The organism is Paenibacillus sp. UMB4589-SE434, from assembly GCF_030226685.1.
GTDB lineage: Bacteria > Bacillota > Bacilli > Paenibacillales > Paenibacillaceae > Paenibacillus_B.
This window is the reverse complement of sequence record NZ_JASOYK010000002.1, coordinates 301978-327894: the sequence shown is the minus strand read 5'-3', so window position 1 is coordinate 327894 and position 25917 is coordinate 301978. Positions and strand designations below refer to the sequence as shown.

Genomic DNA, 25917 nt, shown 5'->3' with positions numbered 1-25917 from the left:
GCCTGATGGCTGCGGCTTCGTTTCATCGTTATTTCTTCGATTTTACCCACTCATCGATCTGACGCTGCGCTTCTTCCATCAATTTCTCGATGCCAGCCGCTTTATATTTCTCCATTGCCTTAGGTACAAACACTTTAGGGTCAACTGTACCCGTCGTTAATGTTTTATCGAACTCATCCGACACGTTCTGTACCGCCGCAATTTCACTGCGAATGTTGGATGTATCCAACGTAAAGCCAAGCAGTGGTGCATTTTTAGCCGAGTTATTAAAATCCTCAAACTGCTTCCACTTGTCCTTCGGGTCTTCAGGCAGCAGATCCAGCAAGAAGAAATTGCCTAAGGTGAACTGCGGTACGTCATAAGCCTCTTTTCTTGCAGGAAGCGGTTCGATCGTCTGGTCATCCACACGCTTATAGTGCTTGCCTTCGATACCGTTGTTAATTAAATTGCGCAAATATTTGTCCGTATTCAACAGATTAATAAACTCCATCGATTTCTCCGGATACTTCGAAGTTGCCGAGATCGCCATCATAGAACCTGTCACAGACCAGTTGTATACCATTGCTTCTTCAGCAGGCTGCACGACCACTTTATCCGGAATGCCTTGCGACCAGCTCGACTCTGCGAAAGGTTGATAATGCGCTGTATCAACAAACCATCTGCCTGTCTTTAACGCATCACTTGCATTCGCGTCAGTATAAGTAGATACATCCGATGGCATAAAGCCTGCTTTATAATAGCGGTGCATCGTCTCATACTGTTTCATCTGCTCTGGCGTATCCAGTGTGATCTGAAGCTTCGGCTCTGCAGCATGAAGCGGCACGCCAACCGGAATCTTAGCATCGATCAAATAATCATACATCTGAGGCAAGCCTATCTTGGAGGCAATCGGCTTGATCTTCTCTTGTTCCGTAACTGTCTTTAACATCGGCTCCAGATCTTCAAGAGTTTTTACTTTTGTAATATCGAACTTATACTTGTCAACCAATGTCTTATTAAATCTGTATACACGCTGTGCGGGCAGCTCTTTGTTGACCGGAATAGCGTACAGTTCACCTTTAATCTTAGCGCCCTCTAGGAAGGAGGGGTGCACCACTTCCTTAATACCGCTGCCATACTGGTCTAACAGGTCATTCATCTTGTAAAATGCACCCTTCTGCGCATTGTTAACATAGTTAAACGCCCATGAGCAGGTAAAGGCAATATCGTATGGTTCTCCAGAAGCGGCAATTACTTGCATCTTCTTGTCATAGTCGCCCCAATCCAGCATTTTAATGTCTATCGTGGCATTTATCTTTTCTTTTGTATATGCATTCACTTTGTCAAAGACTTCTTTCGTATCCTTCTGCGGTGTGCCAATTGTATACCATACAAGCTCAACTGGTTTCTCTTCTTTCTTGTCAGCAGGTTTGCCCGCTTCTTTACCTTCAGTTGTTGAGCCGCCGCCACTGCCACAAGCAGACAACAGCATTGCCGATGCTAGCACCATAATAAGCGTGAGAAGTAGTACTCTTTTTCCTTTGTTCATGCTTATTCCCCCTAGTTGATCTTTGTTGTATCAGAAACTCAATAACTGTTAGTTACGGAGATATCTGAACTAAGACTAATGTATAACTTGAAAAACGGGTGCTGTGTAACTTAACGCAAGCTAGACAGAAAGGCATTACAATTCGGCCGATATGAAGTACGTATTTCTCCTGTTACAAAGGAGATCACCGTCTATGTAATCGCTTACAACGATGGTGATCTCATTATAAGCTACGGTTTGGTGAGGATCAATACTTTTGTAAAAAAATATGACAATATTTCTTACATTATTGCGCTATAATTTTCACCATAATATTCAATTTATGTGTACAAAATTTTACATTGGCTATTAACAAGAGATTATTTAGTGCAGTAGAAGACTATAGCGTCATCCTACTGATCCTTGTATAGGTTATTTTTCCATTGACGCCCTACATTTTGTAAATAAAAGCGGTATAAATTTGTATTTATTCATATGTTAAAATTGTTACATTCGTAATATTTTAACTTGTTTTTGCACATAAAATGCACATATAATACACAAAAAAACCTTAAGAACTCCCCCATTCATTCCTAACACAAACGAATGGGACAATTATTAAGGTCTGTACAACCATTAAGGTTGGTTTGCTGCCGTTTCATCTGTATTGTCAAACTGACGTACACGGAAGCTTCTAGCCCAGTACAGGAATGGAGTCGAAGCAACAGAGACGATTAATTTCACAGCATATGTGGTAATAAAGATTTGGAACCAGATGTCCCAAGAATAGAATCCGCCAAATGCAATCATGCAGAATACAAAGGAATCCGCCAATTGGCTAATTCCAGTGCTCAGATTGCTTCTAATCCATAGCTGATTCTTCTTGCCGTACTTGGCTTTCACTAGACTGAACAGCTTCACGTCAAGGAACTGGCTGACAAAGTATGCAGTCAAGCTACCCGCCGCGATGCGGGGCATCAAGCCGAATATTTGCTCCAGAGATTGTTGGGCCAAGTCACCTGTCTGGGGTGTGAAAATAAGCGCCATCTGCATAATTACTGTAGTCATAATGAGCGTAAAGAATCCAAACCAGACTGCACGACGAGCTTCACGGGCGCCATACTTTTCATTTAACAAGTCTGTCGTTAAGAAGAGCGTCGCATTGGCCGTATTTCCTAGTGTCATGACGATGCCGAGCATTTCAATCGTCTTGACAACTTGAATGTTAGCCACAACCGTCATTACGCCGATCCAAGCATAAAGACCGTATTTACCAAAAAACCGATAGCAAATAAGGAAGAATGCAAAGTTCGTTAACACGAACAGCACTCCCCACCATGCATTAAACATACTATTCCTCCTTAGTTTTGGTAACGCGGGATGGTTACGAACCGCGGCCCCGCCCAAGGAGCGGAGCACAGGTCTAAAATGACATAACGAACATCAATGTAACATATCTACATAGGGTTGCCAAGCGAAATGTTAGTGGAAAGTTATCGCTCCCAGAACGTGTAACTTTCCTCTGAGCGAAGATACTGTATTCCTTTCTGGAACACACTGATCTGGGCTTTGTAGTCTTCCATGCCGAACTGGAGCGAGATAAGACGCGGAGCAGAAAGTTCCTGCTTATGCATGTGATAGGCGTGCTCAAGCTGAGTCAGTTGTTCTTGACGCTGTTGAACCGCTTCTTCAAGCCGCTCAATCAACGACTCTACATCGCCAAACTTTCCAAAATAGAGGCGTGCCAAGATATCTGAGCGGTAAATGTCAGCTTGAACAGGAGAAAATAAATATTGATAAAATTGCTCCTTGCCCTGATCTGTGATGGAATACAGATTCTTGTTCGGTTTTCCTTCTTGAATTATGGTTTCCTTTTCAATAAGAGCTGCCTTCTCTAACTGTTTTAGGGTCGGATATACCGAACCATAGCTCGCATCGAAGAAATGACCGAGGCTAACTTCATAATGTTGTTTGATATCATAACCGGACATGGGGCCCTGCATCAGCAGACCCAATATAATATCTTTTGCTTGCATGTCTACACCTCGTTGTCTATTTCATTGTCACAACTTAGAAACATACTCTATTGTATAAAAATGTCCATCATGTTTCCATCCTACAATTTCCATAATGACAAATAACTAAAATATGATCATTTTGCGAACAATGTTATCGATATACAGCATCCTTTTTAAAACCCTACCTTAAACTCTTGCAAGTTTGTGATAAAGTGTTACAATGTACTTGTAGCTAGTTAGATAAAATTTTCACAAAGTATATTTTACTGAACAATCTTCAAAACAAAAATTTTCCAAAACAAAAAGGTGGAGATGTAAGATGAAAAAGAAATTAGCATTGCTTTGTACAGCGGTATTGGCATTTGGTCTTCTAGCAGGATGTGGTGGAGCAAAAGAAGAAGCTAAACAACCTGAAACATCAACTGAAACACCATCTGCAGGTGCAGAGCAAGGTCAATATAAAGATGGCAACTACTTTGCTAAAGGCACACCAGACGATAAAGGCTGGATGTACATGGTGAAACTTGAAGTAAAAGACGGCAAAATTACAGCCGTTAACTGGGATGGCGCTAACACTAAAACAGCTGGCGATACTAAAAAACAACTTTCTGAATCCGGCAAATATGGTATGAAAGCTGGCGGTGCTCAATCCGAATGGCACGAACAAGCTAAAAAGATGGAAGATGCACTGATTGAAAAACAAGATCCAAAAGCGATCGCAGTTAAAGAAGGCAAAACTGATGCTGTGTCTGGTGTATCCATTCACGTAGGCGATTTTGTTACTTTGGCTGACCAAGCATTGGCAGCAGGTCCCGTTGAAGCAGGTCAGTTTAAAGACGGTGGATACCACGCTGAAGGCGCAGATTTTGACGATAAAGGCTGGAAAGAAACTGTAGACGTTACGGTATTTAACGGACAAGTTGTAGCAGCTAACTGGGATAACATCAACAAAGATGGAAAAGAAACGAAGAAACAACAATCCGTAGCTGGTACTTACGGCATGAACTGGCATGAGCAAGCTAAGAAAATGGAAGATGAGCTGATCGCAAAACAAGATCCTGCGGCGCTTGTCGTTAAAGAAGATGGTACACAAGATGCAGTATCCGGTGTATCGATCCATGTAGGCGGATTTGTTAAATTGGCTCAAGAAGCACTGGCTTCTGCAAAGTAACTCGTTTCTAGTCTAAGCATACAGAAGCAGACTAATGGCAGCTCCGTTGCAAAAAAAAGCGTATGAATTACACCTAGTGTGGAAAACATCACAGCTTTTTCTGCGGCGGGGCTCCATTCTTGATAACATGTAGCTTAAATTTAAATCTTTTGTGTTTAAATATGAATACTACATTAAACTTATATTTCACAGCAGGGGTGAAACAAAACCATGAAAAAGATCGTTGTATTGGGCGGCGGATATGGTGGTGTTCTCACAGCGAAGAAGCTGGCTAAACGTCTCAATAAAGACAAAGACGTCAGCATCACGCTGATTGACCGCAAACCTTACCATACGATGATGACAGAGCTGCATGAAGTCGCAGCCTGCCGAGTCGATGAAGAAGCCATTAAAATGGATTTGAAACAAATTTTCGCAGGTCGTAAAGTAGATGTTGTATTAGACGAAGTGACCAACATTGACTTTAACGGTAAATCGCTTAAAGGCCGTAAGCAATCCTATGATTATGATTATCTAGTTATCGGTACCGGCTGTAAGCCTTCCTTCTTTGGTATTCCAGGGGCAGAAGAACATTCCATGACTCTATGGTCTTTCGAAGATGCTGTTCTCTTGAAACGCCAAATTCGTGACATGTTTATGAAAGCAACCAAAGAACTTGACGCCGAGATGCGTAAAGAAATGCTCTCCTTTGTAGTCGTCGGCGCTGGATTCACAGGTGTGGAATTAATCGGTGAAATTGCTGAATATCGTGAAGAACTCTGCCATGAGTTCCACGTTGATCCTTCTGAAGTTCGTCTTGTAGTTGCCGATATGGCGCCTAAAATTCTTCCGATCTTGCCGGACAAGCTTATCAAGAAGGCTGAGAAGTATTTGACCAAGATGAATGTAGAAATGATTACAAGTGCTAAAATTACAGGGGTGACCGAAAACTCTGTCGTTCTTGGCGACAAAGGTGACGTTAAAGCCCAAACGGTCGTGTGGACTGCTGGTGTCGAAGGCTCCGAGCTTGTTGGTAACCTAGATGTTCAGCAAAACGGCCGTAAGCGTATCGTTACCAACGATAAGCTGCAATCCGTTGATCATGAAAATGTGTATGTTGTGGGTGACAACATTTTCTACATCCCTGAAGGCGAAGAACGTCCTGTGCCTCAGATGGTAGAAAATGCGGAACATTCTGCAGGTATAATTGCACATAATATTACAGCTGATATTAAAAACGGTACGAAAAAATCCTATAAACCAACGTTCCATGGCACGATGGTATGTATCGGCGGTCGTTACGGTGTAGCTTCTGTCGGTATGCCTGGCAAGATGTTCAACTGCACTGGCTTTATGGCTATGCTCTTTAAACATCTGATCAACATGGTGTACTTTATTCAAGTGCTTGGTTTCCATAAAGTATGGTCTTACAAAATTCATGAATTCTTCCGTGTGAAAAATAACCGCAGTTTTGTTGGCGGCCACTTGGCTATGCGTTCGCCTAACTTCTGGTTAGTGCCACTTCGTCTCTTTATCGGTGGGAAATGGCTGTTGGAAGGTATTGAGAAGTTACAAAAGGTTATTACTGATCCAAGCAAGATCTTCTTGATTCCTGCTAAGGTTACAGATGGTACCACTGGTGCTTCGCAGGCGATTGACGCCGTTAAGGAAACCGTTGATGCGCATACAGCAGCTTCCGCAGTTGAAGGTGCGAAAACAGCGGTTGAGGCGATTCCAGTCCCAGGATTTATTAAAAGCATGGTTGATTGGTCTATGGATACTTTCTTCTATACGGCTGATGGTGGATTTACTGGATTGGCTCATTTCTTCCAAACAGGTATGGTTATTGCAGAGATCGTATTCGGCGCTATGCTGATACTGGGTCTATTCACTGCTATCGCTTCACTCGGTACAATTGCAATGGGTGTTATGATCTACACGTCCGGTATGGCTCCATATGAAATGTTATGGTATGTCTTCGGTGCAGTGGCGCTTATCGGTGGTTCCGGCAGCACGCTAGGTCTGGACTACTACTTGTACCCACGCCTGAAACGGATGTGGAAGAAAGTTCCGTTTGTGAAAAAATGGTACCTTTATACTGATTAATAAGTAAATAAGAATAGGCTTCACTCTATAAACGTAAAGTAATGTGTACATGCTGCACATTACTTTACTTATTTCTAAGGGAAGCGGGGGGTTCCCATGAACCGGCAACTCTTACAAGAAACGAACCAACTTCTAATGCAAGAACTTCCCGAGCAGACGGGAATTCATTTGAATGCGGGCGCAGACGAACCAATACTGCTGGACATGGCTGAGGTGCTAGTTAGTTATGATATGGAACAGCAAGACCGCCGAGTGCTCCTAGGATGTTATTGGCTGCTGCTTCAGTCCATTCGCAGCCATGATCATCTGCCAACTCATCCGGACCACGTCGGACGTGGCGTACTGGATGGAGACTTCTTGCAAAGCTTCTATTTGCAATTTGCACTGCGGCATGGATTCGTTGACCTCATTGCCGACTTGGCAAAGACGATGAAGCTTGTGCAGATTCGCCGGGCAGAGGGCTCCCGCACCATAGAAACACAGCTTCACCAGCGATTGTGCAGATTCATTTCCAAACGGTACTTGCGCAGATACAAGTCCAAGCAGCGCTTTAAGCAGGTGACTTATGATGTTATCTAGCCTCTCTTTGGCAGATCAACTTCATGTTTCGTTGAAGCGTGTCAACCGCGACTTGGAGCGTATCGTAACCTATGACGAAGATCTGACTTCACGATCGGTAATTACAAGAAATGTGATCGAACTCGTTCGGGCCGGCGGCAAGCGGCTGCGTCCGATTATGGTTATTATAGGGAGCCGCTTCGGCAGTGATCCTGAAAATAATAATGTTTATCGTCTCGCTTCTGTGTGTGAATTTATTCATGCAGCGTCACTTATCCATGATGACATACTCGATCAGGCAGATACAAGACGGGGACAACCAGCCCTGCACAAGAAGACAGATCCGAAGACAGCCGTATTTATCGGAAATTATATGATGTGTCGAGTTGTTGAGCTATTGACCGAGCATAAAGGGAATCTGGAGGATTACGTTAAAGATCTGACAGCCGTGACAACAACCCAGCTCTGCCTTGGCGAATACCAGCAGATGGATCAGCGTTACAAATTCGACGTCCCGTTAGAGCAGTACTGGGAAAAGACACGTAACAAGACCGCCTTGCTGATGGCGACTGCCCTGCAGCTTGGGGCACAAGCCGGACTCGCAGATCAATCTGTTAGCGAGCTGCTGTATGAATTCGGCGATCAATTGGGTATGGCTTTCCAGGTTCGTGACGATGTACTTGATTATATGCAGTCTGCTGATACATTGGGCAAGCCTGCAGGAGCTGATCTGCGTAACGGGCAAGTTACCCTCCCCGCCATGCTGGCAATGGAGGATCCTTATATACGCGAAAAGCTGCTTCAACTCGGAGCTAATTCCACTGCGGAGCAATTCGATGAGGCGGTGGGATTAATTCGAGACAGCGGCGCGTTAAGACTCGCGCTGGATCAAAGTCAGCACTTTATGAATCGTGCTTGGGCCATTACCGAGCAGTTGGCTTCTTATCCAGCCCATCGTGATTTACAGACGTTATGGCGTTATTTTGAAGAACGGACTTATTAATATTTGACATCCGGGCCTGTCTTTCACAAGATAGGTCCGGTTATTTATATCCCAGTCAACCGCACATATCACAAGTATGTGGCATCGATTACCACTCCCCGGATATCACTACGCAAGCTGCCATCATGCCACATCTCTCAGGAGTCTACCCGTTTACTCTTCCGTGTGATCGGGCATGGTGTTATTATGGAATGGTGTGTATGCGTCACATCACAAAGGAGGTTTGACCGTGCAGACTCGGCAATTTGTTATTGAAGCAGTTATGTTAGCCGCATACGGTCACCTGCTCGTACCCAACAGACCGGTTCAATTCCTGATCCCTTACACAACGATCGCGGAGCTGTATGAAATGCGACAGAGCGGAGAGCGTGTCATGCCTGATCCGGAAGAAGACATGATGGCCAAGCGGCAGATGGATTCTCTGATTGGTTTCTTCGAAACCGATCTCAACAAGAAGAAGATTGAACGAGCCCTTAGCGCGCCATGGCGCAGCAGCCCACCGCTGCTGCTGCAGGACAATGTAGCTTGTGTCATCATAAATGCGATGGACAATATGCGCTACGGCGAAGTGTTTGATCCGATTGAGACAGAGCTCATCTTAACGAGCATACGCGAGCAGGCGCCGTTATTAACGGACCAATTTGAATATGTAAGCCGCATTATTGAACATGAAATCCCCGTACCGATTTATGATATCGAGGATTTCGATTATGCAATGGAGCAAGAGCTGACTCCATCGGGGTTGAACCCGAAGGTGTAACCGGTACCCTCGCCTCTCACAAGTAGCAGCTGTAGTAGCTATACACAAGCTGATGGACGCACAATAGCGACTGTCAGCTTATTAGCTGTGTAGGAGTCCATGCAGCGCCTGCCCAAAGGTCTGTAGCGATGATTAAATATAAGACCAAGCTCGCAATACTAATTTTTCTATTTTATCGGCGCGCTATCGTCCTGCAATAACGGAATAATATCTTTTCGTATATATACACTGCTGAACACACCAAACATAAACAGCCAGCCTATATTCTCCGAGTGTCCACCTGCCCCAAGCATAGGGAGGCCTGCGCCGTTTAAGGGTATGATGCCTATGATTCCGCATAAATAGATCAAGATCTTAATTGACAACAGCATTGGAACAAGCTGCATAATGAGCCGGCCCAGTCTGTGCGGCACGGCTAGTGCGGCACGATGCAGGCCATAAATCAACATTCCCATCACCACAAGCATCAGCAGTCCTGCAGACCAGCCAAATGTATGCACAACAAAAACACTTAAGTTATCACTTATGGTATGCGGTACAGGAAGCAGACTGCCAATTCCCTCTCCCCACCATCCTGCTGATGTCAGCGCTTCACGTATGGCACGGTATCCATAATCCAACGAGGGATCAAAAATAGGTGCAGGCCATCCCTCTAGTCTTCGAGTGATGTAATTCAACAGCTCATAATTAGTGGATAAGACTACACCTCCACCAATACAAAGACTGATCATGCCGTACAACATAAGCTTATATCGTTTCAGAAGCAGCAGCAGACCTGCCATCCCAAGCAAATAAAACAGAAGCTGGTACATTCGATATTCATACACGTAAATGAAAATGGGGGTAAAGCCCATAATGAACAGAAGCATGCGATGCCTTAGAACATTTAATGTCCCGATATGATGTACGGTAAGAAGAAAAGCAAGCAGAAATACAAATGGAGACACGGCCCCAATATCTATCGCACCCCCTAATCCCGACAGATAGCTTCTTGAACCTATCATATTTCCACCCATGCTTGAAATTTTACCTAACAGAAACAATCCTAAGACAAGAACATACAACCAGACGCCTCCATGAAGCCATCTGCGGTAATGAATCAGGATTGCTGCTGTAAATATAAGGAGGCCCATTCCTAAATAAAAGATTCGGGAAGCAATAAAGGAATACTCTCCCTCATAACTGGATGTCAAACTATTCACAGATAGTTCGTGGGAGATAAACGCGATTAGATAGATCATAATCCAGACAGCCACAAGGCCCCATATTTCCCATGGCCATCGGTGTCGATGAATAAGATTAAATGTGTCAGACAATTGCTTGGCAGGTCCCATCTGCTTCATGCTGCTCTCTGCAGCTTCCAGCGCCGAAAACCCGCTGCCCACAGCTTCTTCTTGAGCGGACCACAAATGGTCCAGCAGCTCATCACTAATCTGCTTATGCATATCCTTGGCCTTCACATGATTCAACACGTCCTGCACATAAGCGGCAAATCGTTCATCACAAGCACACTGACAATCAGCATCGATACACACGCGCTATGCCTCCCCCAGCACTTGATTTAAGGACCGTTGGAACAACTGCCATTCTCCTGTCTTCTCCTGCAGCAGCTTACGCCCCTTGTTCGTAATCTGATATGTCTTGCGTGCGCGTCCTTCCGCTTCACTCCACACGGCCTCAACAGCACCATCGCTTTCCAGTGCGTGCAAAATGGGATACAATGTGCCTTCCTTTAGGGCAAATACCCCGGATGAAGCAGCTTCGAGCTTCTTAATAAGCTGGTACCCGTACATGGGCTCCTTCTCTAGCATGGACAGAACCAACATGGTGGTACTGCCCTTTAATAATTCTTTGCTTACCTTCACCCTGCTCACCACCCATTCCTGATATTGGAATTTTAAATACCTATATACACTATACATCGTAAATCTATGTATGTAAAATAGCTGTTCACTCTGTAATCCATTTGTTTATGCATATTCCCTGCCCTGCTTAATCAAATAGCTGATTGTCTCATTATCAAAATTTCTACAGGGAAAATAACGTAATGGTTGGACCTTAAACGAAGGGCAGCAGCGCAAAAAAGGCTGTCCCAGGCCGTATAAATGCCGTGGGTCAGCCTATTTACATGTAAACAAACTCAAAGTACTGCTCTATGCTGTATGTGTATGTTGTTCTACCTCATGTTAAAGCTTGTCCACTACAGCAGAAATTGATCTGCCAAAGTACAAAACAAGATGACCATACTAATAATCTGATTTAAGTTATATGAAGCTACATTCATTCGCTTACGGCTGGCGGGCTTGATAATGTTATGTTCGATTGCTAACAGCAAACACGCAATCCCGATGCCTGTGAGGTATAGCCAGCCAAGACCTGGCTGAACCAAATACAAGGCAAGCAGCAGCAGCACCATAACCATGTGCATCGTACGTGAGATGAATAAGGCATCCTCCAACCCAAATACACGCGGAACGCTCCACAGTCCTGTTTTGCTATCAAATTCAATGTCCTGTGTGGCATAAATGATATCAAATCCGGCAATCCATAACATCACAATCGTACCTAGCACAAACGGTGTCACTGCAAATTCACCAGTAACAGCAAACCATGCCCCAACAGGAGCAGAAGCAATTGTAAAGCCCAGATACAAATGACACAGCCAAGTAAAACGTTTGGTGTATGAATAAGAGCAAATCAGCAATATGGCAACAGGTGACAGCCATAAGCACAATATATTCAACATCCCCGCTGCAAGTATAAAGATTGCAAAGTTTACAATCACAAAGACGTATACCTCACGTTCAAGCAGCAGCTTACGTGGCATATGTCGGTGTGCCGTACGTGGGTTGGCAGCGTCAAACTTCAGATCCACGATGCGGTTAAAGGCGTTGGCTCCATTCCGTGCGGCGACCAGAGCGATAAGCGACCAGAGCAGGATGTGTCCAGACGGCACACCTTGCGCCGCCCAGACCATCGATATAATCGCAAATGGCAGCGAGAACAGGGTGTGCGAGAACATCACCAATTCGCCAAACATTCGCGTTTTGTGAATCATCTTATGAATCAATTCCATAACGTCATCCCACTGATGTTACGTCGGCAAGGACCGACTCCAGCGCGGTCAGCATAGCCTCAACATCTTCTTCTGGCATAATAACGGGTGGCTGGAAGGCAAGCACATTACGGCCGACTCCGTTTTTCCCAATAATGAATCCCCGGTCCTTCATCTGCTCCAAGACAAGGTCCGTCAGCTCCGCACTCGCCTGCTCATCCGCTCCGCGCAGCTCTGCGCCTGCCATAAATCCTTTGCCCCTTACATCAGCAATGACCGAATACTTCGCCTGTAAGGCACGTAACCCTGCAATCAGCTGGCCGCCAACATGAGCAGAACGCTCTACCAGGCCTTCCTGCTCGATATAATCAAGCACGGCCAAAGCCGTCGCAGAAGATACTGGATTGCCGCCAAACGTTGAAGCTGACGGTCGATTAAAGCTGGCCGCGATCTTGTCCGTTGTGGCAAATGCGCCGATTGGCACACCGTTACCAAGTGCCTTGGCCATCGACAGGATATCTGGCACAACATCGTAGTGTTCCATCGCAAACATACGGCCCGTGCGGCCGAATCCCGTCTGGATCTCATCGGCGATAAGCAGCACGCCATGCTGCTCCAATAAGGCTTTGACCTCTTTGAAGTACCAGTCGGGAGGTACAATCATACCGCCGTTTCCTTGAATCGGCTCTACGATCATTGCAGCAAAAGTATCCCCTTTCGCAGCAAGCAGCTCGCGAAGCGCCTCCACAGATCGACGTGCAGCGGTATCGGTATCTGTATCCGGTTGATATGGACGGGGAATGAAGGCCACTCCCGTATCTAGATAATCATCAGAGCGCCACATCGGTATACCGGTCACACCCATTGTTAAGAAAGTTCGACCGTGCAGGCCTTGCTCCAACGCAATAAAATGACGTCGTTTCGTATGAAGGCGTGCCAGCAGCATTGCGCCTTCATTAGCTTCTGATCCACTATTGCAGAAAAAGGTCCGCTTCAGTTCACCAGGAAGCACACCATTTGCCAAGCGCTCAGCCAAATCTACCATGGGCTGAGTCAAGTATATAGTCGTCGTATGCTGCAACGTCTGAAGCTGTTCAATCGTCTTCGCCGTGATCCGATCATTACAATGGCCGCAGGCCACGACCGATACACCCGCAAAGAAATCGACATAAGATTTGCCTGCGTCGTCGTATAAATGCTGCATCTTCCCCCGTACAATCTGCGGGGGCTGCTTATAGAAATGATGCGTGCACGGATAAAAGTACTCTTTTCGCTTCGCAAGCACGCCCTCTGGTCCGATATAGGTCTGATCATGAATTACGTTTGTTGAACTGTTCACGTTAATCCACCCTTCTATCTCACGATTTCATCCTGCTGGCCCGCAAGAAGCGGCAGACATCGAGGTCTGCCGCTCGCGATGCGGAATATACCGTAAAGAAATATCAATTTAAGTTCTTTCACATGGTCCTGCCAATGGCAACATTATGACCATCTATTCGCTCATTAAGCCTCCGTCAGCTCCAAATTCAACGCCGTTCCGAATTGAAGAGAACCTAGCGTATAACCAGCGTACACCGACTTCATCTGATCAAATAGCTTGCCACACTGCGACAAATCCTCAGTTGCTTGGCGATATACACGGACAATATGACGCAATTGTTCAGGTGTATATGTTTTGCCCTCAATGCGGAAGTGATTAGCACCTGCTTCATGCAGTTCCTTCAGCAGCGGCAAATAACAAAGCTCTTTCGCAAGCGCCAAGTGGTTGCGGCCGCTCCAATCACGATATATTGGATTTTCCCCTTTATCCGTCAAAAGAACAAGGTACTGATTGTCGACATATTGATTGTCTTCCTGCGCAATCGGCTCCAAAGTGGCAGCATTCTCGTACAAGTCGAGTTCCAGATACATCACTATTGGAGAACCGTGAACGATAACTTCAATTGGCGTCTTGGAGTGCGCCAGCAAATTACTAAGATCATTTAGCGGAAGCTCCAACGACGCATGTACACGCTCCATGTTGAATTGATTCCGATACACATCAGCAGACATATGGTTGTATACGTTGACGCAGAAATCGGCAATCATAGGCAGACCCAGATTACGGAATTTGCGCATAGCACCGATATTAGAAGCTAACAGTCCATCAAGTCCATAGTAATTATGATTGGCGCCATTTTTCAGAAAATGATTGTACTGCTCCATATGCATCTCTGTCATCATCCGAGGCATGCCTAACAGAATCTGAGAAGCACCCTTCTCTGCCGTAAGCTGCTCTATTTCTGCACGATTAAATGGACGATCTGGTTGGAACACATCTCCGGTTAAGTATACGTAGTCTGCTCCTTCTTCAATCGCAACTCGTGCTTGTGCCATATTATTAACGTGCACGGAAATGGCAGGCTTAGGTCCTGTACCAGCAGGTTGACGCTGCACCGCACCCAATGTATCACTAATCTGGACAAGCCGTTCCTCTTTCATTTCCCGCTCAGCTGTAGGTGTGCTGAATACTTTACCCGTACTGTAGAACTTGCCTGTGCCTTCATAGCGGGTATTAATATAATCCAGACCCGGCTTACCGAACGCATATGCAGTGGAGAAGTCGCGTTTGCGGTTCTCGTACAACGTATCTGCGCCTTCTTGACGGTTATAGCCAAGCGGATCTGCAATATAACGATCAATGGCTTCGCCGTAGCTATTTATAACCATCGACAAAAATTCAATGTCGCGCATACGTCCCTCTAGCTTGAAGGATGTAATGCCTGACTTAATCAACTCTGGAATATGTTCATACATATACATATCTTTCGCTGCAAGCGGATATTCAGTCGGGTAGACGTTGCCGTCCTTTTTCACCCGATAATCCCAACGGCAAGGCTTCATACAGCGCCCTCTGCTGGCGCTGTTGCCATAAAGCATCGCGCTGTACAAACAGTTCGCTCCGTGTACCGTACACATGTCACCATGAACAAAGTACTCAAATTCCATTCCCGTCTTCGTTTGCAGCATTTCTGCCGTATGCAGATCCATCTCGCGCGATGCCACGATACGGGTCACTCCCATATCACGCATCGCCTCGATCATTTCGAGGTTATGCACATTCATCATCACGGACGAATGGACAGGGATATTATTCAGATTTAACTGCTGAATCAGTGGGAATACAGCCAGATCCTGAGAGATGATTGCATCGGGCCCGACTTTGTCCAGAAACTCAAAATATCGTTTTGCTTCCTCTAAGTCTTCTTCATTGAGCAGGTTATTCACCGTAACATACGCACGTTTCCCACGGGCACGTGTCATGTTAATTGCTTCACTTACTTCATCGTAACTTAAATTGTACCCCTTGCGCATCATGCGCATATTCAAAGAGGGTCCCCCAAAATAAACGGCATCACAATTAGCGTCTATAACAGATTTAAAAATTTCAAAAGTTCCAGCAGGAGCCAAAAGTTCAATTTCTTTACCGTTAAAATATCTCGCCACAGTCGTTCCTCCCCACCCCGTATAAAATTTAAAATTGTATATATTTAAATTACAACAAATACCGACAGGTTTATGTGACATTATTCACATTTTTAGAAAACGAATTTCCTATGTGTTACATTTGTATGCGGAACGGCCCGTCTTATAGGATAATCATTCCTGCTGTAAGCACAATAAATAACAAAATAAATAAGGTATCTGTCCCTTGCCACGTCAAATAACGCAATGAGGTTCTTTTGGCATCCAGCACGTATCCGCGTGATTCCATCGCCATTACGAGATCTTCAGCTCTGCGAAACGCACCAACTGTTACCGGTACCAACAGCGTCACAACCAACTTGCCCTTTTCCTTTAGCTTCAGATCCTCATAATCAGCGCCACGTGATGCTTGTGCCTTAAGTATCTTATTGGCTTCCTCAAAAATAGTCGGAATAAACCTTAGCGCAATCGTAATCATCATCGTCCACTGTTGTGGGGATACGCCTATCAGCTTAAGCGGCTTTAGTACCGCTTCTAAGCCCAGATTAAGTTCAATCGGTGTAGTCGTGAATGTAAGTATAGATGTAAAGCAAACTAACAGCAGCATGCGCCACACCGCGTACACGCCGAGGAGAACCCCTTCGCTAGTCACGGTAAAGCTGCCTATGCTTAGCCACACATCACCGCTATGTTCAAATAACACGTAAAAGAGAAACATAAATGCCATAAGCGGCCACAATGGCTTTGATGCACGACCATAACGACGCAGTGGAATACTGGAAGTCATCAAGATGACAAGGGAGAACGCTGTAATCACAGCTAATTCCAAGCTGTAATCCGCACAAATGACGGCAATCAAAAAAAGTACCATAGCCGTCAGCTTAGCACGTGGATCAAGCTGGTGGACCCATGATTGCGCCGCCACGTAGCGGCCCATAATCATTCGGTCATCCATACATTACTCCCCCTTTTCATACGAATCAGTCATACCATGCGGTGACACCATTTCTGGCGGCTCCTGCTGGCCAACCGTGTTATCGTTAGCCTCTCTATCCGCAGCCCCACTTGTGGCGCCACTATTATGAATGAGCCAATCAGCCCATCCCTCTATTCCAGAAGGAAGCTCATCCACCATGATGCCCGTTCGCTTCGAGACTTCATGAGCCAGCTTCATCTCACTTGGAACCACAATCCCTGCTGCTTGCAGCAAATGTGGAGACCTCATCAGGTCTGCATGTGTCCCTGCGTACGTTACTGTCCCTTGCTGCATTAATATAAACTCATCCGCTGCCGTAAGAACTTCATCCAGACGGTGTGTGACCATCACAATTGTCCTGCCCTGCTCCTCACACAGCCGCTTTAGCAATGCAATCAGCTCAGTACGGCTTACAGGATCCAACGTAGCTGTCGGTTCGTCCAGCACTATTAACTCTGGGTTAGAAGCCAGCACAGTAGCAATGGCAACCTTTCGCATCTGACCACCGCTTAACTCAAAAGGACTACGTGCCATGAACGTCTCATCAAGTCCCACTGCCCGCAGAGCAGCCACTGCCGCTTCTCGTGCCTGTTCTTCGTTCTCACCAAACTGGATCGGACCGAACATTAAGTCTTTTTCAACGGTTTCTTCAAATAGCTGCTGCTCAGGAAATTGAAACACAAGACCTACACGGCTTCTAAGCGGCTTTAGGCCTTTCACCTTCGTACCGGCCGCGAAGACAACATCATATACTTGAAGCTTCCCCTTGGTAGGCTGATAAATGCCATTAAAGTGCTGAAGCAGCGTTGACTTCCCCGATCCTGTAGCGCCCAGAATCGCATAGAACTTCCCCTGCTCCAAGCGCAAGCTTACGTCTATTAACGCAAGGGGCTGATGGCTACCCGCCTTCGAATATTGATAGCTTATTTGCTCACATGTAACGATGGCCATAGCGCTCTCATCAACTCCTCCTCATTGTGATGAAGCCCAATGTCCAGACCCTTTTCCCTTAGTTCGAGTGACAGCGCCAAGGAAAATGGCGGCTGCAGCCGGCATTCCCAAGCAAGCTCTCTATTCTCAAACAATTGAATGGGCTTCATATCCGCTGCAATCACTCCGTTCCGGATGACAACAGCACGGTCAGAGGCTAATATTTCTTCCGCATCATGAGTGACGGACAAGATAGTAAGTCCTTGGTTCTTATGTAAATGTCGCAGACGCAGCAGCATATCCTGCTTGGAGCGCTCGTCCAACATGGAAGTGGCTTCGTCCCAGATCATGATTTCCGGGTTCAGTACCAGCAATCCGGCAATTGCAACCCGCTGCTTTTGCCCGCCGGAGAGCGAGGCAGGATGACGGTTCAGCCATTCGCTAATGCCTAATTGTTCTGCTATTGCATCAATTCGCTGCTTCATGTCTTTACGGGGCACGCAGCGATTCTCCATGCCAAAGGCGATGTCGTCGCGCACGGTCGTAGCAATAAACTGATTGTCTGGATTCTGGAACAGATATCCGGTACGCCGGCGTATATCACCAACACTCTCACCGTCCAGCAATGTACCATCTAGATGTATCGTACCCGAATCTGGGTCGAGCAACCCGTTAACAAGCTTAACAAGGGTTGACTTTCCTGAGCCGTTAGGCCCGACAATCGATACCCACTGTCCACGCGGGACATGCAGCTCCAAGTCGGAAAATAACGCTTCTCGCTTAGGATATTGAAAGTGTACATTTTCCAATCTAATCATCCTGGTTCTGCCTCCTGCCCGCTAAGATGTAGTCCAACATGATGAAAGCATCATGCCTCTCCACAGGACATGACGCCGCCAACAGCTATGTTTCACTTTAAATTATGAATACAAAATTTCAGTTCTCAGGTACAAATGGTTCAAATATCGATAGTTTTGACAATGAGGCTACAACATATTTAACAGCGATACCGATAAATATCCCGGTTACGACACCCAGCAGCATTAACGGCGGCAAATAATAAAAGATTTTTGAAGTCTTAAATACAATGACCGCAGCTGTTAATTGACCAATATTGTGGGCAACTCCACCAACCACGCTAATTCCAAGCAAACTAATATGTCCACGACCGATCTTCATCAGGCCGTACATCACAATAAAGCTGAACAGCGCGCCTAAAAAAGAGAACAGAAACGCAGAAAAGGTGCCAAGGAGCAGCGTCATAAGCAGCGTCTTGAGGATGACAAGCGCAAAGGCGTCTCGCCCCTTCAAAAAATATAAACAAGTAAGCACCATAATATTGGCAAGCCCAAGCTTCGCACCCGGGATGATAAGCTGCGTTGGCAGCAGGGATTCCAGTATACCAAGCACGACCGCAACTGCACTAAAGATCGCGATAATAACCGCCTTCTTCAGTTTAAGCGAAGTGTCGCTTAACTTAACTGACGACGGCATCGAGATCACTCTCCTCTCCGCTCTCGCTCTTCAGCTCTACCAAGACGCGGTGCGGCAAGCATACGATCGTATCTCCAGCTCGTGTGACAAAACCGAATGACAGACACACTTTATCCGGACAATCCGCATCAAACATCTCGATGCCACCGTCATGTACTTTCAGCACATTTAGGCCGTGGTCTGTTTTTACATTAATAAGCTGCTCTTCTTTTGTGATCTTCACTTTTTTAAACAATTTTCCATCAACCGATATCTCGGCATACACATTAGCATTGTGCATATTTTCACTTTGATTTTGAAAAAGCCATTTGGGTACGAAGAAAGCCAAGGCCGCCACAATGACTACTCCAATCAGGATTAAGTCTCCACGTTTCATTCTGGTTGACTCCTTGAGTTAAATATAATTTTAAATATCTATGCCATTATACAACTTAGTGAACAATCATTCAATGTTAGAAGCAAGGCGTAACTATGAACAAACACTTGCTGTAATGCGATTTCAGCATTGCGCTATGAGTCGTTTCCTTTCCAATTTGTATGTCTGCTGATATAATGAGGTGCTTGTACAGATGCTAATAGCACACTGATTAAGAAATACGGAGGAATATGCTATGAGACCACATTCAACATCACGCTTGATACCATTGCATCGCCTCGGGTCTGTCCTTATTGTGGCTTTATCGATGGCTCTATTATTCAGCGGATGCGGAAGCAGTGCTGATCAGACAACCGAAAAAGGCAGCACAACGGCCCAGCAGGAAGCGAAGACCAAATCATACTTTATTTTTGATACCATCGTAACTGTGAAAATATACGACTCGCGCGCAAATGATCAAGACTTCGAGCAAATCAACTCACTTATGAAAGACATTGAAAGTGAAATGAGCCGAACATTGGAAACGAGCGAATTGTATAAGCTGAATGCTCAGGCTGGCAAGGGTCCTGTTCAAGTTTCGAAGCCATTATATCAAGTCATCGAGACATCGCTTGACTATGCAGCTCGAACACACGGTCGCTTCGATCCAAGCATCGGACCGCTCGTTAATATGTGGAATATCGGGCACGATGATGCCAGAGTACCAGCGAAGACTGAGATTGATACAGGCCTCAAGCTGCTTGGCTACGATAAGGTCAAGCTGGACAAGAGCAACATGACCGTCTCACTTGAGAAGGATATGGTTCTTGACTTAGGGGGAATTGGCAAAGGCTACGCAGCCGATGTAATTGCCGACTATGTACGAGATCAAGGCTATAAAAGTGCCATTATCGACCTTGGCGGCAACATTTACGCAGTAGGTCAGAAGCCTAGCGGCATGGACTGGACAATCGGTGTCCAAGATCCGAACGAATCAAGAGGCAATCAGATTGGCCGTATGAAGGTAGCGGACAAAACCATTGTCACGTCAGGCGTATATGAGCGCTACTTTGTTAAGGACGGCAAGCACTACCATCATATTCTGGATTCAAAAACGGGCTATCCCGTTGTAAACAATCTCAATAGTGTGACAATTGTTACCGATCGCTCTACTGATGCAGATGCATTGTCCACATCCGCGTTTTCGCTTGGATTACAAGAAGGCATGGCCTTTATCGAATCCAAGACTGAAGCGGAAGCAATCTTTATTACGACTGACCAGAAAGTATATTGCTCTTCTGGCATTAAAAAATATTTCGAGCTTACCAACGAGGCTTACCAATTTGCTGAGTTAAAGTAACTGTAAGGAATCAAGCAGCATGTACCGTTGTTCAATTTCTGCCCGCCTATCCGAACTGCGCGCATCTTGAAGCGTACGCCCGGATAAGGCGGGTATTTTATTGCCACGCTATAAGTTAAGGAAAGGTCGTGAGTTATGTTTGGACTTCAACTATTAATCGTTATCCTCGCCCTATATTTTGGTTCTCGCCTTGGTGGCATTGGTTTAGGTGTAATTGGCGGCTTAGCGTTAGCCGTGTTGACATTTGGCTTCGGCTTGACGCCAAGCGAGCCACCGATTGACGTAATGCTGATGATTGCAGCGGTTGTAACGGCTACCGCCATTATGCAGACCGCTGGCGGCATGGACGTCCTCGTCCGTTTGGCCGAGCGTGCTTTGCGCCGCAATCCCCAGCATATTACTTTTATGGCGCCCGTCGTGACCTACTTGTTTACGTTGTGCGCTGGTACTGGGCATGTAGCTTATTCGGTCATGCCCGTCATCGCCGAAGTGGCACGTCAGTCTGGCGTGCGCCCAGAACGCCCGATGTCCATCGCTGTAATCGCATCACAACAGGCGATTACAGCAAGCCCAATTTCAGCGGCTACTGTTGCATTGCTTGCGCTGCTCGCGCCCAAAGGTTATCATCTGCCGGATATCCTTATGGTAAGTATCCCAGCTACGCTGGTTGGCTGCGCGCTTGGTGCCCTTGTCATGAGCCGATACGGCAAGCCCCTGGCGGAAGACGAGGAATTTAACCGCCGCGTTAAAGAAGGCAGCGTTCTGCCCATTGGGGTGAACGATCGTTCCAACTCAGGTGCCGGTCAAGATCCGTCAGAAGCGTCTTCAGGAAATGCTTTACAGCGTGGTCCGATACTGTCCGTAGTGTTGTTCCTGCTAGGTGTTCTTGGTGTCGTCTTATTTGGTTCCTTCCCAAGCCTGCGGCCTAGTTGGACGGATGCCGAAGGCGTTCTGCAGACGCTCGGCATGCCTCAGATCGTTGAAATCGTAATGCTGTCAGCCGGCGCACTCATCCTGCTGGCTACACGTGCTTCCGCCGCCAAGGTTGTTACCAGCGGCATCTTTACGGCCGGCATGCAGGCCGTTATCAGCATCTTTGGTATCGCTTGGATGGGCGACACCTTCTTCCGTGGCAACATGGAAATGATCGATGGTGCGATCAGAGATATCGTCACCGCTGCGCCTTGGATGTTTGCCTTTGCTTTGTTTGTGATGTCTATTCTGCTTAACTCGCAGGCAGCAACTGTACGCGGGCTCATGCCGCTTGGACTGGCAGTAGGCATACCAGCGCCAGCGTTGATTGCGATGTTCCCATCGGTTAACGGATATTTCTTTATCCCGAACTATCCTACCGTTATTGCTGCCATCAACTTTGACCGGACAGGAACGACACGGATTGGCCGATATCTGCTCAACCACAGCTTTATGCTGCCAGGCATAGTAGCTACTGTATCCGCGGTCGCGATTGGATTTGGCATATCCAGCTTGCTGCTGTAAATTGTAGTGTAGCAAATGTGGCAAAGAAATAAATTCCCTTGAGTACACTCCACTCACGTTCTGATGAGCCTCTCCCTGCGCCCATGATGAAGTTCATCATACTAGCATTGGGAGAGGTTTTTCTGTGCAGGGAGGTCCATACTGTCTTCAACTGTAAAAATGTAAAATACATGAGGTTCCTTTTTTGTTAAACGGTTTTATGCATTGACTTCCTTTTTCACTGTTCACCCTGATCTAATCGGTATTTAATCGTGCATAAATTAACATATAGTAATCGCTTTCATTTACCGCTATAATCAATTTAATATTTATGTAAATTCCAGACTTTTCATCTAATAGCCATGTGAGGAGATATGCCAATGATAACTAGCACGCGCACCCGTTTCGCCGCTCTAGTGCTAAGCTTTTCCTGCCTCTTTTTCTACTCCAGCACTATAATTCCAGCCAAGGCCGCAAGTACGCACGCCAATACTATATCCGTACTCATCGATAACAAGCAGATTCATCTGAATACGGCACCCATCACAAGTAATGGCTCCATTCTTGTCCCATTTCGACCTATTTTTGAACAACTGGGACTACATGTACAATGGGATGGCAAAAGTCAGACTGTAACCGGGACGCGGGACAAGCTCGTAATTAAACTCCAAATAGGCAGTAAGCAAGCCCGCATTAATGGAACTGCCGTCGCCTTAACCAGCGCTCCCCAATCCATACACAACTCAACTTATATTCCCATTCGTTTCATTGGTGAAGCAACGGGAAATACCGTGAAGTGGGACAAACACAACCAGCAGGTGCTCATCTCAACTTCCTCCACAACCCCGAAAGAGCAACAATCAGAAGAGCAGCAAGTGATGTCTCTGTTCACGCAATATATTCAATTCGCTAATGAAAAAAATTACGAACGTCTCATGGGATTAATGGATACTAAAGGGTCATTGTACCAACTCGGCTCCAGCATCCAAGCACAGATGAATAAATTCGACTTGGCTACAACCCTCAAGGAAATTCATATACTTGATCTACGTGGCAATAGTGCGCTTGTGCATACCGTTGAACTAACGCACAGTGTTAAAGGAGCCTTTAAACCTGACAGCCGCAGCGACAACTTGTATACCGTAAATAAGGTAGACGGCGCATGGAAAATAAGTGAACGCGATGTTAGCGATCTGGTCTATATCGTACTTGACGATGTGCTGCTGTCACGAGTCAGTCTGCCGGATAATGAAGAGAAAAATGTCATGGACTCACTACAGCAGGTAGTTAAATATGAAAACGAAGAGAATATAGAGGGCCTGCTTGGCAGGATGAAATTGTCCACGAACGAGCTTTTGCAGTCCAAACAAGCATATGTCAAACGATTTAATACTTTTGACTTGGCCGTGAGCCTTGAACAAGCTAAAGTCATTCATTATAGCGGTAATGAGGTCGCCGTTCATATGGTGCAAACATTTAAAAAGATAAAAGGACCCGATTTCGAAAATGTGGAAACCTCTAGTGTTGTTGTCTTGGAGCAAGGCGCGGACGGGCAATGGATGATTGTACGGACATATCCACTGCGTACAACACCCCTTGCAACTCCGTAAACTATACACGAGCGGGCATATCATTACACAAATACAGCCCCGCCTCAGTCAAGGAGCTATACGCTCTATAACCTGCGGCAGGGCTGTATTTATGGATATTCAATTGTGCTCGTCAGGGATCTAGGTCGCCGACAACACCGCGCCGGTTACGATTCGATGATAGAACGTGCCTTGCGCAATAATATGCTCTTCAGGCGGACTTAAATATTTGAATGGCAAGCGTTCAGCCTCTAGCTCTTCCAAACGGTCAACGTGCCCTTCCACGTAATCAAGCAGTCGATCCTCCGCCGATTGCAGGCGGGACAGTACACCACCGTAACGGATATCAAGCACTTCCCAGCCAAAAGGCTTACACGTAGCCATCCACAACTTGCGATGCGCTTTGCGTGTCGCATCGACCAACGAGTGCACAAGCGGAATCGAGCATTCCGCCAAGCGGCGCAGCGTGTCCTTGTTATCTGCTTGATACGCGCGTGTTACTTGAATGCCAAGTGTGGCCTTCTCTGACAGTGCTGCGGCCAGCTTGGCATACAAGCTGAATACCAGCTTATGATCGCCGTCGGCTTTAGCCTCAGCTGCTGCCATTCGCTCGGCTAGCTGCTTATAATGTTCGGGCAGCGACTTCTCCAGCTCACCCTGCAGGTGCTTGTCAAACAGGCCGATCAAGGTGTCCTGCCAGAGCAAGAACTTCGAACTGTTCGAGCTATGCATATTGTTCTTCGTTACGCCTGGTGTCTCATCCATGTATGTGAGCTGCCAATAATCATCGAAGCTCTGTCCTGTACATGTACGGAAGCGCTCCTTCAATCGATTCTCATCCACTTCGCCGGACGTATAACCATGCTCTGCAAACAATTGCAGGCCAAGCAATGTCATCATTAGATTGGTCTCTTGGCCATTGTCGCCCCATGCCGTTGCGAACACTTCCTTCACGCCCTTTGCCTTGCAGGCAAGCAGTGCTGGCTCGGTATTCTCCCACGTCTTGCCATAGTTAGGGCTTATGCTGCCCCATGTCCAGATGCCACCTGCAAATACGGGCTCTGAGCCAAGCTGGCGATGCTTATCAATGAAGTCCTCATAGAACGCTTGATCGTTATGGTAATAATCCCAATATACGAAGCGAACGCCCTTTGGAATCTGGGACACGACTTCCTCTGTAAAGTCGACTTCCCCATCATAATAATGACCTCCATCCTTCATCAACAGATGGAAATACATATCGCTCCACATCATTGGTTCCAAACCATACTTCTTCGTTAACTCCAGCACTTTTGCCAGATGCTCATTCATAATATCAAAGCGTTCCCGGAAGCCGTTCTTGATCATATAACGACCTAATCCTAATCCAAACGCTTCATCCATACCGATATGAATCCGCTTCGAGCGTACAGACTCCGATACTGCCTTAAACATCTGCTCAATAAGCACATAAGTATCTTCACAATGAGCAAGCAGGACGTCTTCCGTATCCCGTAGTTCTAGCATCGGATCCCACTTCAGCGCTTGCGCCAAGTGCCCCAGCGTCTGAATGCAAGGAATAACCTCGATACCAAATTGTGCCGCATACTCGTCAATCTCGCGCAGCTCTGCTGCCGTGTAGCGACCACGCATATACCCGAAGTAAGGACGCTCTTTAATTTCATACGTATCTTCGGTATACAGCATAAGTCCGTTTAAACCCATCAGTGCCATCGTGCGCAGCGTCTGCTTCATCATGTGCAAGTTCGGCACTGCGTTGCGCGATGCGTCAAGCATCGTTCCGTTATAAGTAAACTGAGGCTCCTCCTCAGTAATGCCTTCTACATTTTCTTGTATTCTTTCCATCAGCAAGCTTAACGCGCGGAAGAAATGAATGGGCTCCGCATAACGAATCAATCCCTTGCCCTGCTCCCACTTCACAAACAGCTTACCTTCGGCTTGTTCCACCTGAACGGATATGCCCTCTTCACTCAGTTCAAACCCCAGATTCGACTGTAACGCTTGAATGCCCGGCAGCAGCGAACTTACGTCGCCTGTAACATGTAGTCTCATAGCCGAATTCCTCCCATCCATCATGTTGTAGGCGCTTACAGTATATCGTACATGCAAATGTGC

22 protein-coding genes are annotated in these 25917 nt (G+C 46.2%); 8 read left to right on the top strand and 14 right to left on the bottom strand.

All coding sequences use genetic code 11. The features are described from left to right. Window positions 1-28 precede the first annotated feature (28 nt). The 3 genes from QP775_RS11645 to QP775_RS11635 form a co-directional block, all read right to left on the bottom strand. Complete coding sequence (locus tag QP775_RS11645; RefSeq protein WP_239328916.1) at window positions 29-1528, bottom strand: ABC transporter substrate-binding protein; 1500 nt, start codon at window positions 1526-1528, stop codon at window positions 29-31. A 615-nt stretch (window positions 1529-2143) separates the two neighbouring features. Beyond that, on the bottom strand, window positions 2144-2857 hold the full coding sequence (locus QP775_RS11640; RefSeq protein ID WP_239328918.1) for a queuosine precursor transporter: 714 nt from the start codon (window positions 2855-2857) through the stop codon (window positions 2144-2146). A 143-nt stretch (window positions 2858-3000) separates the two neighbouring features. Then, window positions 3001-3543, bottom strand: coding sequence for a PadR family transcriptional regulator (locus tag QP775_RS11635; protein WP_239328919.1), 543 nt, complete (start codon window positions 3541-3543; stop codon window positions 3001-3003). 301 nt (window positions 3544-3844) lie between these two features. On the opposite strand from QP775_RS11635, the gene QP775_RS11630 reads away from it, so the two are divergent. From QP775_RS11630 to QP775_RS11610, 5 genes are all read left to right on the top strand, one after another. Beyond that, the gene (locus QP775_RS11630; RefSeq protein WP_239328920.1) at window positions 3845-4696 is read left to right on the top strand and encodes an FMN-binding protein; all 852 of its coding nucleotides are present in this window, start codon (window positions 3845-3847) and stop codon (window positions 4694-4696) included. A 210-nt stretch (window positions 4697-4906) separates the two neighbouring features. Further along, window positions 4907-6781, top strand: a complete 1875-nt coding sequence (locus tag QP775_RS11625; RefSeq protein WP_239328921.1) for an FAD-dependent oxidoreductase — start codon at window positions 4907-4909, stop codon at window positions 6779-6781. A 96-nt stretch (window positions 6782-6877) separates the two neighbouring features. Continuing rightward, complete coding sequence (locus QP775_RS11620; protein ID WP_239328922.1) at window positions 6878-7360, top strand: adenylate kinase and related kinase; 483 nt, start codon at window positions 6878-6880, stop codon at window positions 7358-7360. Window positions 7361-7367: 7 nt separating this feature from the next. Further along, complete coding sequence (locus tag QP775_RS11615; RefSeq protein WP_350338969.1) at window positions 7368-8342, top strand: polyprenyl synthetase family protein; 975 nt, start codon at window positions 7368-7370, stop codon at window positions 8340-8342. Between the two features lie 229 nt (window positions 8343-8571). Next, entirely contained in the window at window positions 8572-9102 is a 531-nt protein-coding gene (locus QP775_RS11610) for an ADP-heptose synthase (RefSeq protein WP_239328924.1), read from the top strand. 167 nt (window positions 9103-9269) lie between these two features. Here QP775_RS11610 and QP775_RS11605 read toward each other — a convergent pair whose 3' ends face one another. From QP775_RS11605 to QP775_RS11560, 10 genes are all read right to left on the bottom strand, one after another. Then, on the bottom strand, window positions 9270-10637 hold the full coding sequence (locus QP775_RS11605; protein ID WP_285106169.1) for an FtsW/RodA/SpoVE family cell cycle protein: 1368 nt from the start codon (window positions 10635-10637) through the stop codon (window positions 9270-9272). Between the two features lie 3 nt (window positions 10638-10640). Next, complete coding sequence (locus QP775_RS11600; RefSeq protein ID WP_239328926.1) at window positions 10641-10967, bottom strand: PadR family transcriptional regulator; 327 nt, start codon at window positions 10965-10967, stop codon at window positions 10641-10643. A gap of 335 nt (window positions 10968-11302) precedes the next feature. After that, window positions 11303-12178, bottom strand: a complete 876-nt coding sequence (locus QP775_RS11595) for a UbiA-like polyprenyltransferase (RefSeq protein ID WP_239328927.1) — start codon at window positions 12176-12178, stop codon at window positions 11303-11305. A gap of 4 nt (window positions 12179-12182) precedes the next feature. Next, complete coding sequence (locus QP775_RS11590) at window positions 12183-13496, bottom strand: aspartate aminotransferase family protein (RefSeq protein WP_239328928.1); 1314 nt, start codon at window positions 13494-13496, stop codon at window positions 12183-12185. Between the two features lie 164 nt (window positions 13497-13660). Next, entirely contained in the window at window positions 13661-15643 is a 1983-nt protein-coding gene (locus QP775_RS11585) for a peptidase U32 family protein (RefSeq protein WP_239328929.1), read from the bottom strand. Window positions 15644-15785: 142 nt separating this feature from the next. Next, window positions 15786-16577 carry an energy-coupling factor transporter transmembrane component T family protein gene (locus QP775_RS11580; protein WP_239328930.1) on the bottom strand — a complete coding sequence of 264 codons (792 nt, stop codon included), beginning with the start codon at window positions 16575-16577 and terminating at the stop codon, window positions 15786-15788. A gap of 3 nt (window positions 16578-16580) precedes the next feature. Next, window positions 16581-17549 carry an ATP-binding cassette domain-containing protein gene (locus tag QP775_RS11575; protein ID WP_285106165.1) on the bottom strand — a complete coding sequence of 323 codons (969 nt, stop codon included), beginning with the start codon at window positions 17547-17549 and terminating at the stop codon, window positions 16581-16583. Then, window positions 17522-18346, bottom strand: coding sequence for an ATP-binding cassette domain-containing protein (locus QP775_RS11570; RefSeq protein ID WP_285106163.1), 825 nt, complete (start codon window positions 18344-18346; stop codon window positions 17522-17524). Before QP775_RS11570 ends, QP775_RS11575 begins: the two co-directional genes overlap by 28 nt. Window positions 18347-18464: 118 nt before the next feature. Then, window positions 18465-19022 (bottom strand): Gx transporter family protein, encoded by a 558-nt coding sequence (locus QP775_RS11565; protein WP_275444618.1) that lies wholly within the window; start codon window positions 19020-19022, stop codon window positions 18465-18467. Then, window positions 19006-19398 (bottom strand): NusG domain II-containing protein, encoded by a 393-nt coding sequence (locus QP775_RS11560; RefSeq protein WP_239328933.1) that lies wholly within the window; start codon window positions 19396-19398, stop codon window positions 19006-19008. The genes QP775_RS11565 and QP775_RS11560 overlap by 17 nt, the downstream gene beginning before the upstream one ends. A 235-nt stretch (window positions 19399-19633) precedes the next feature. Between QP775_RS11560 and QP775_RS11555 the strand changes: the two genes are divergently transcribed. The 3 genes from QP775_RS11555 (at window position 19634) to QP775_RS11545 (ending at window position 23823) form a co-directional block, all read left to right on the top strand. After that, complete coding sequence (locus QP775_RS11555) at window positions 19634-20737, top strand: FAD:protein FMN transferase (protein ID WP_285106159.1); 1104 nt, start codon at window positions 19634-19636, stop codon at window positions 20735-20737. A gap of 135 nt (window positions 20738-20872) precedes the next feature. Further along, window positions 20873-22234 (top strand): anaerobic C4-dicarboxylate transporter family protein, encoded by a 1362-nt coding sequence (locus QP775_RS11550; RefSeq protein WP_239328935.1) that lies wholly within the window; start codon window positions 20873-20875, stop codon window positions 22232-22234. A gap of 359 nt (window positions 22235-22593) precedes the next feature. Then, window positions 22594-23823, top strand: a complete 1230-nt coding sequence (locus QP775_RS11545; RefSeq protein ID WP_285106157.1) for a copper amine oxidase N-terminal domain-containing protein — start codon at window positions 22594-22596, stop codon at window positions 23821-23823. Window positions 23824-23943: 120 nt separating this feature from the next. On the opposite strand, the gene QP775_RS11540 is transcribed toward QP775_RS11545, so the two are convergent. Continuing rightward, window positions 23944-25854, bottom strand: coding sequence for a beta-N-acetylhexosaminidase (locus QP775_RS11540; RefSeq protein ID WP_285106155.1), 1911 nt, complete (start codon window positions 25852-25854; stop codon window positions 23944-23946). Between the last annotated feature and the right edge of the window lie 63 nt (window positions 25855-25917).

What these genes read in the sequence shown, in the direction of transcription:
- QP775_RS11645 (WP_239328916.1), bottom strand. Translation starts at nt 1,528, where the DNA reads ATGAACAAAGGAAAAAGAGTACTACTTCTCACGCTTATTATGGTGCTA.
- QP775_RS11640 (WP_239328918.1), bottom strand. Translation starts at nt 2,857, where the DNA reads ATGTTTAATGCATGGTGGGGAGTGCTGTTCGTGTTAACGAACTTTGCA.
- QP775_RS11635 (WP_239328919.1), bottom strand. Translation starts at nt 3,543, where the DNA reads ATGCAAGCAAAAGATATTATATTGGGTCTGCTGATGCAGGGCCCCATG.
- QP775_RS11630 (WP_239328920.1), top strand. Translation starts at nt 3,845, where the DNA reads ATGAAAAAGAAATTAGCATTGCTTTGTACAGCGGTATTGGCATTTGGT.
- QP775_RS11625 (WP_239328921.1), top strand. Translation starts at nt 4,907, where the DNA reads ATGAAAAAGATCGTTGTATTGGGCGGCGGATATGGTGGTGTTCTCACA.
- QP775_RS11620 (WP_239328922.1), top strand. Translation starts at nt 6,878, where the DNA reads ATGAACCGGCAACTCTTACAAGAAACGAACCAACTTCTAATGCAAGAA.
- QP775_RS11595 (WP_239328927.1), bottom strand. Translation starts at nt 12,178, where the DNA reads ATGGAATTGATTCATAAGATGATTCACAAAACGCGAATGTTTGGCGAA.
- QP775_RS11580 (WP_239328930.1), bottom strand. Translation starts at nt 16,577, where the DNA reads ATGGATGACCGAATGATTATGGGCCGCTACGTGGCGGCGCAATCATGG.
- QP775_RS11575 (WP_285106165.1), bottom strand. Translation starts at nt 17,549, where the DNA reads ATGGCCATCGTTACATGTGAGCAAATAAGCTATCAATATTCGAAGGCG.
- QP775_RS11570 (WP_285106163.1), bottom strand. Translation starts at nt 18,346, where the DNA reads ATGATTAGATTGGAAAATGTACACTTTCAATATCCTAAGCGAGAAGCG.
- QP775_RS11565 (WP_275444618.1), bottom strand. Translation starts at nt 19,022, where the DNA reads ATGCCGTCGTCAGTTAAGTTAAGCGACACTTCGCTTAAACTGAAGAAG.
- QP775_RS11560 (WP_239328933.1), bottom strand. Translation starts at nt 19,398, where the DNA reads ATGAAACGTGGAGACTTAATCCTGATTGGAGTAGTCATTGTGGCGGCC.
- QP775_RS11555 (WP_285106159.1), top strand. Translation starts at nt 19,634, where the DNA reads ATGAGACCACATTCAACATCACGCTTGATACCATTGCATCGCCTCGGG.
- QP775_RS11550 (WP_239328935.1), top strand. Translation starts at nt 20,873, where the DNA reads ATGTTTGGACTTCAACTATTAATCGTTATCCTCGCCCTATATTTTGGT.
- QP775_RS11545 (WP_285106157.1), top strand. Translation starts at nt 22,594, where the DNA reads ATGATAACTAGCACGCGCACCCGTTTCGCCGCTCTAGTGCTAAGCTTT.
- QP775_RS11540 (WP_285106155.1), bottom strand. Translation starts at nt 25,854, where the DNA reads ATGAGACTACATGTTACAGGCGACGTAAGTTCGCTGCTGCCGGGCATT.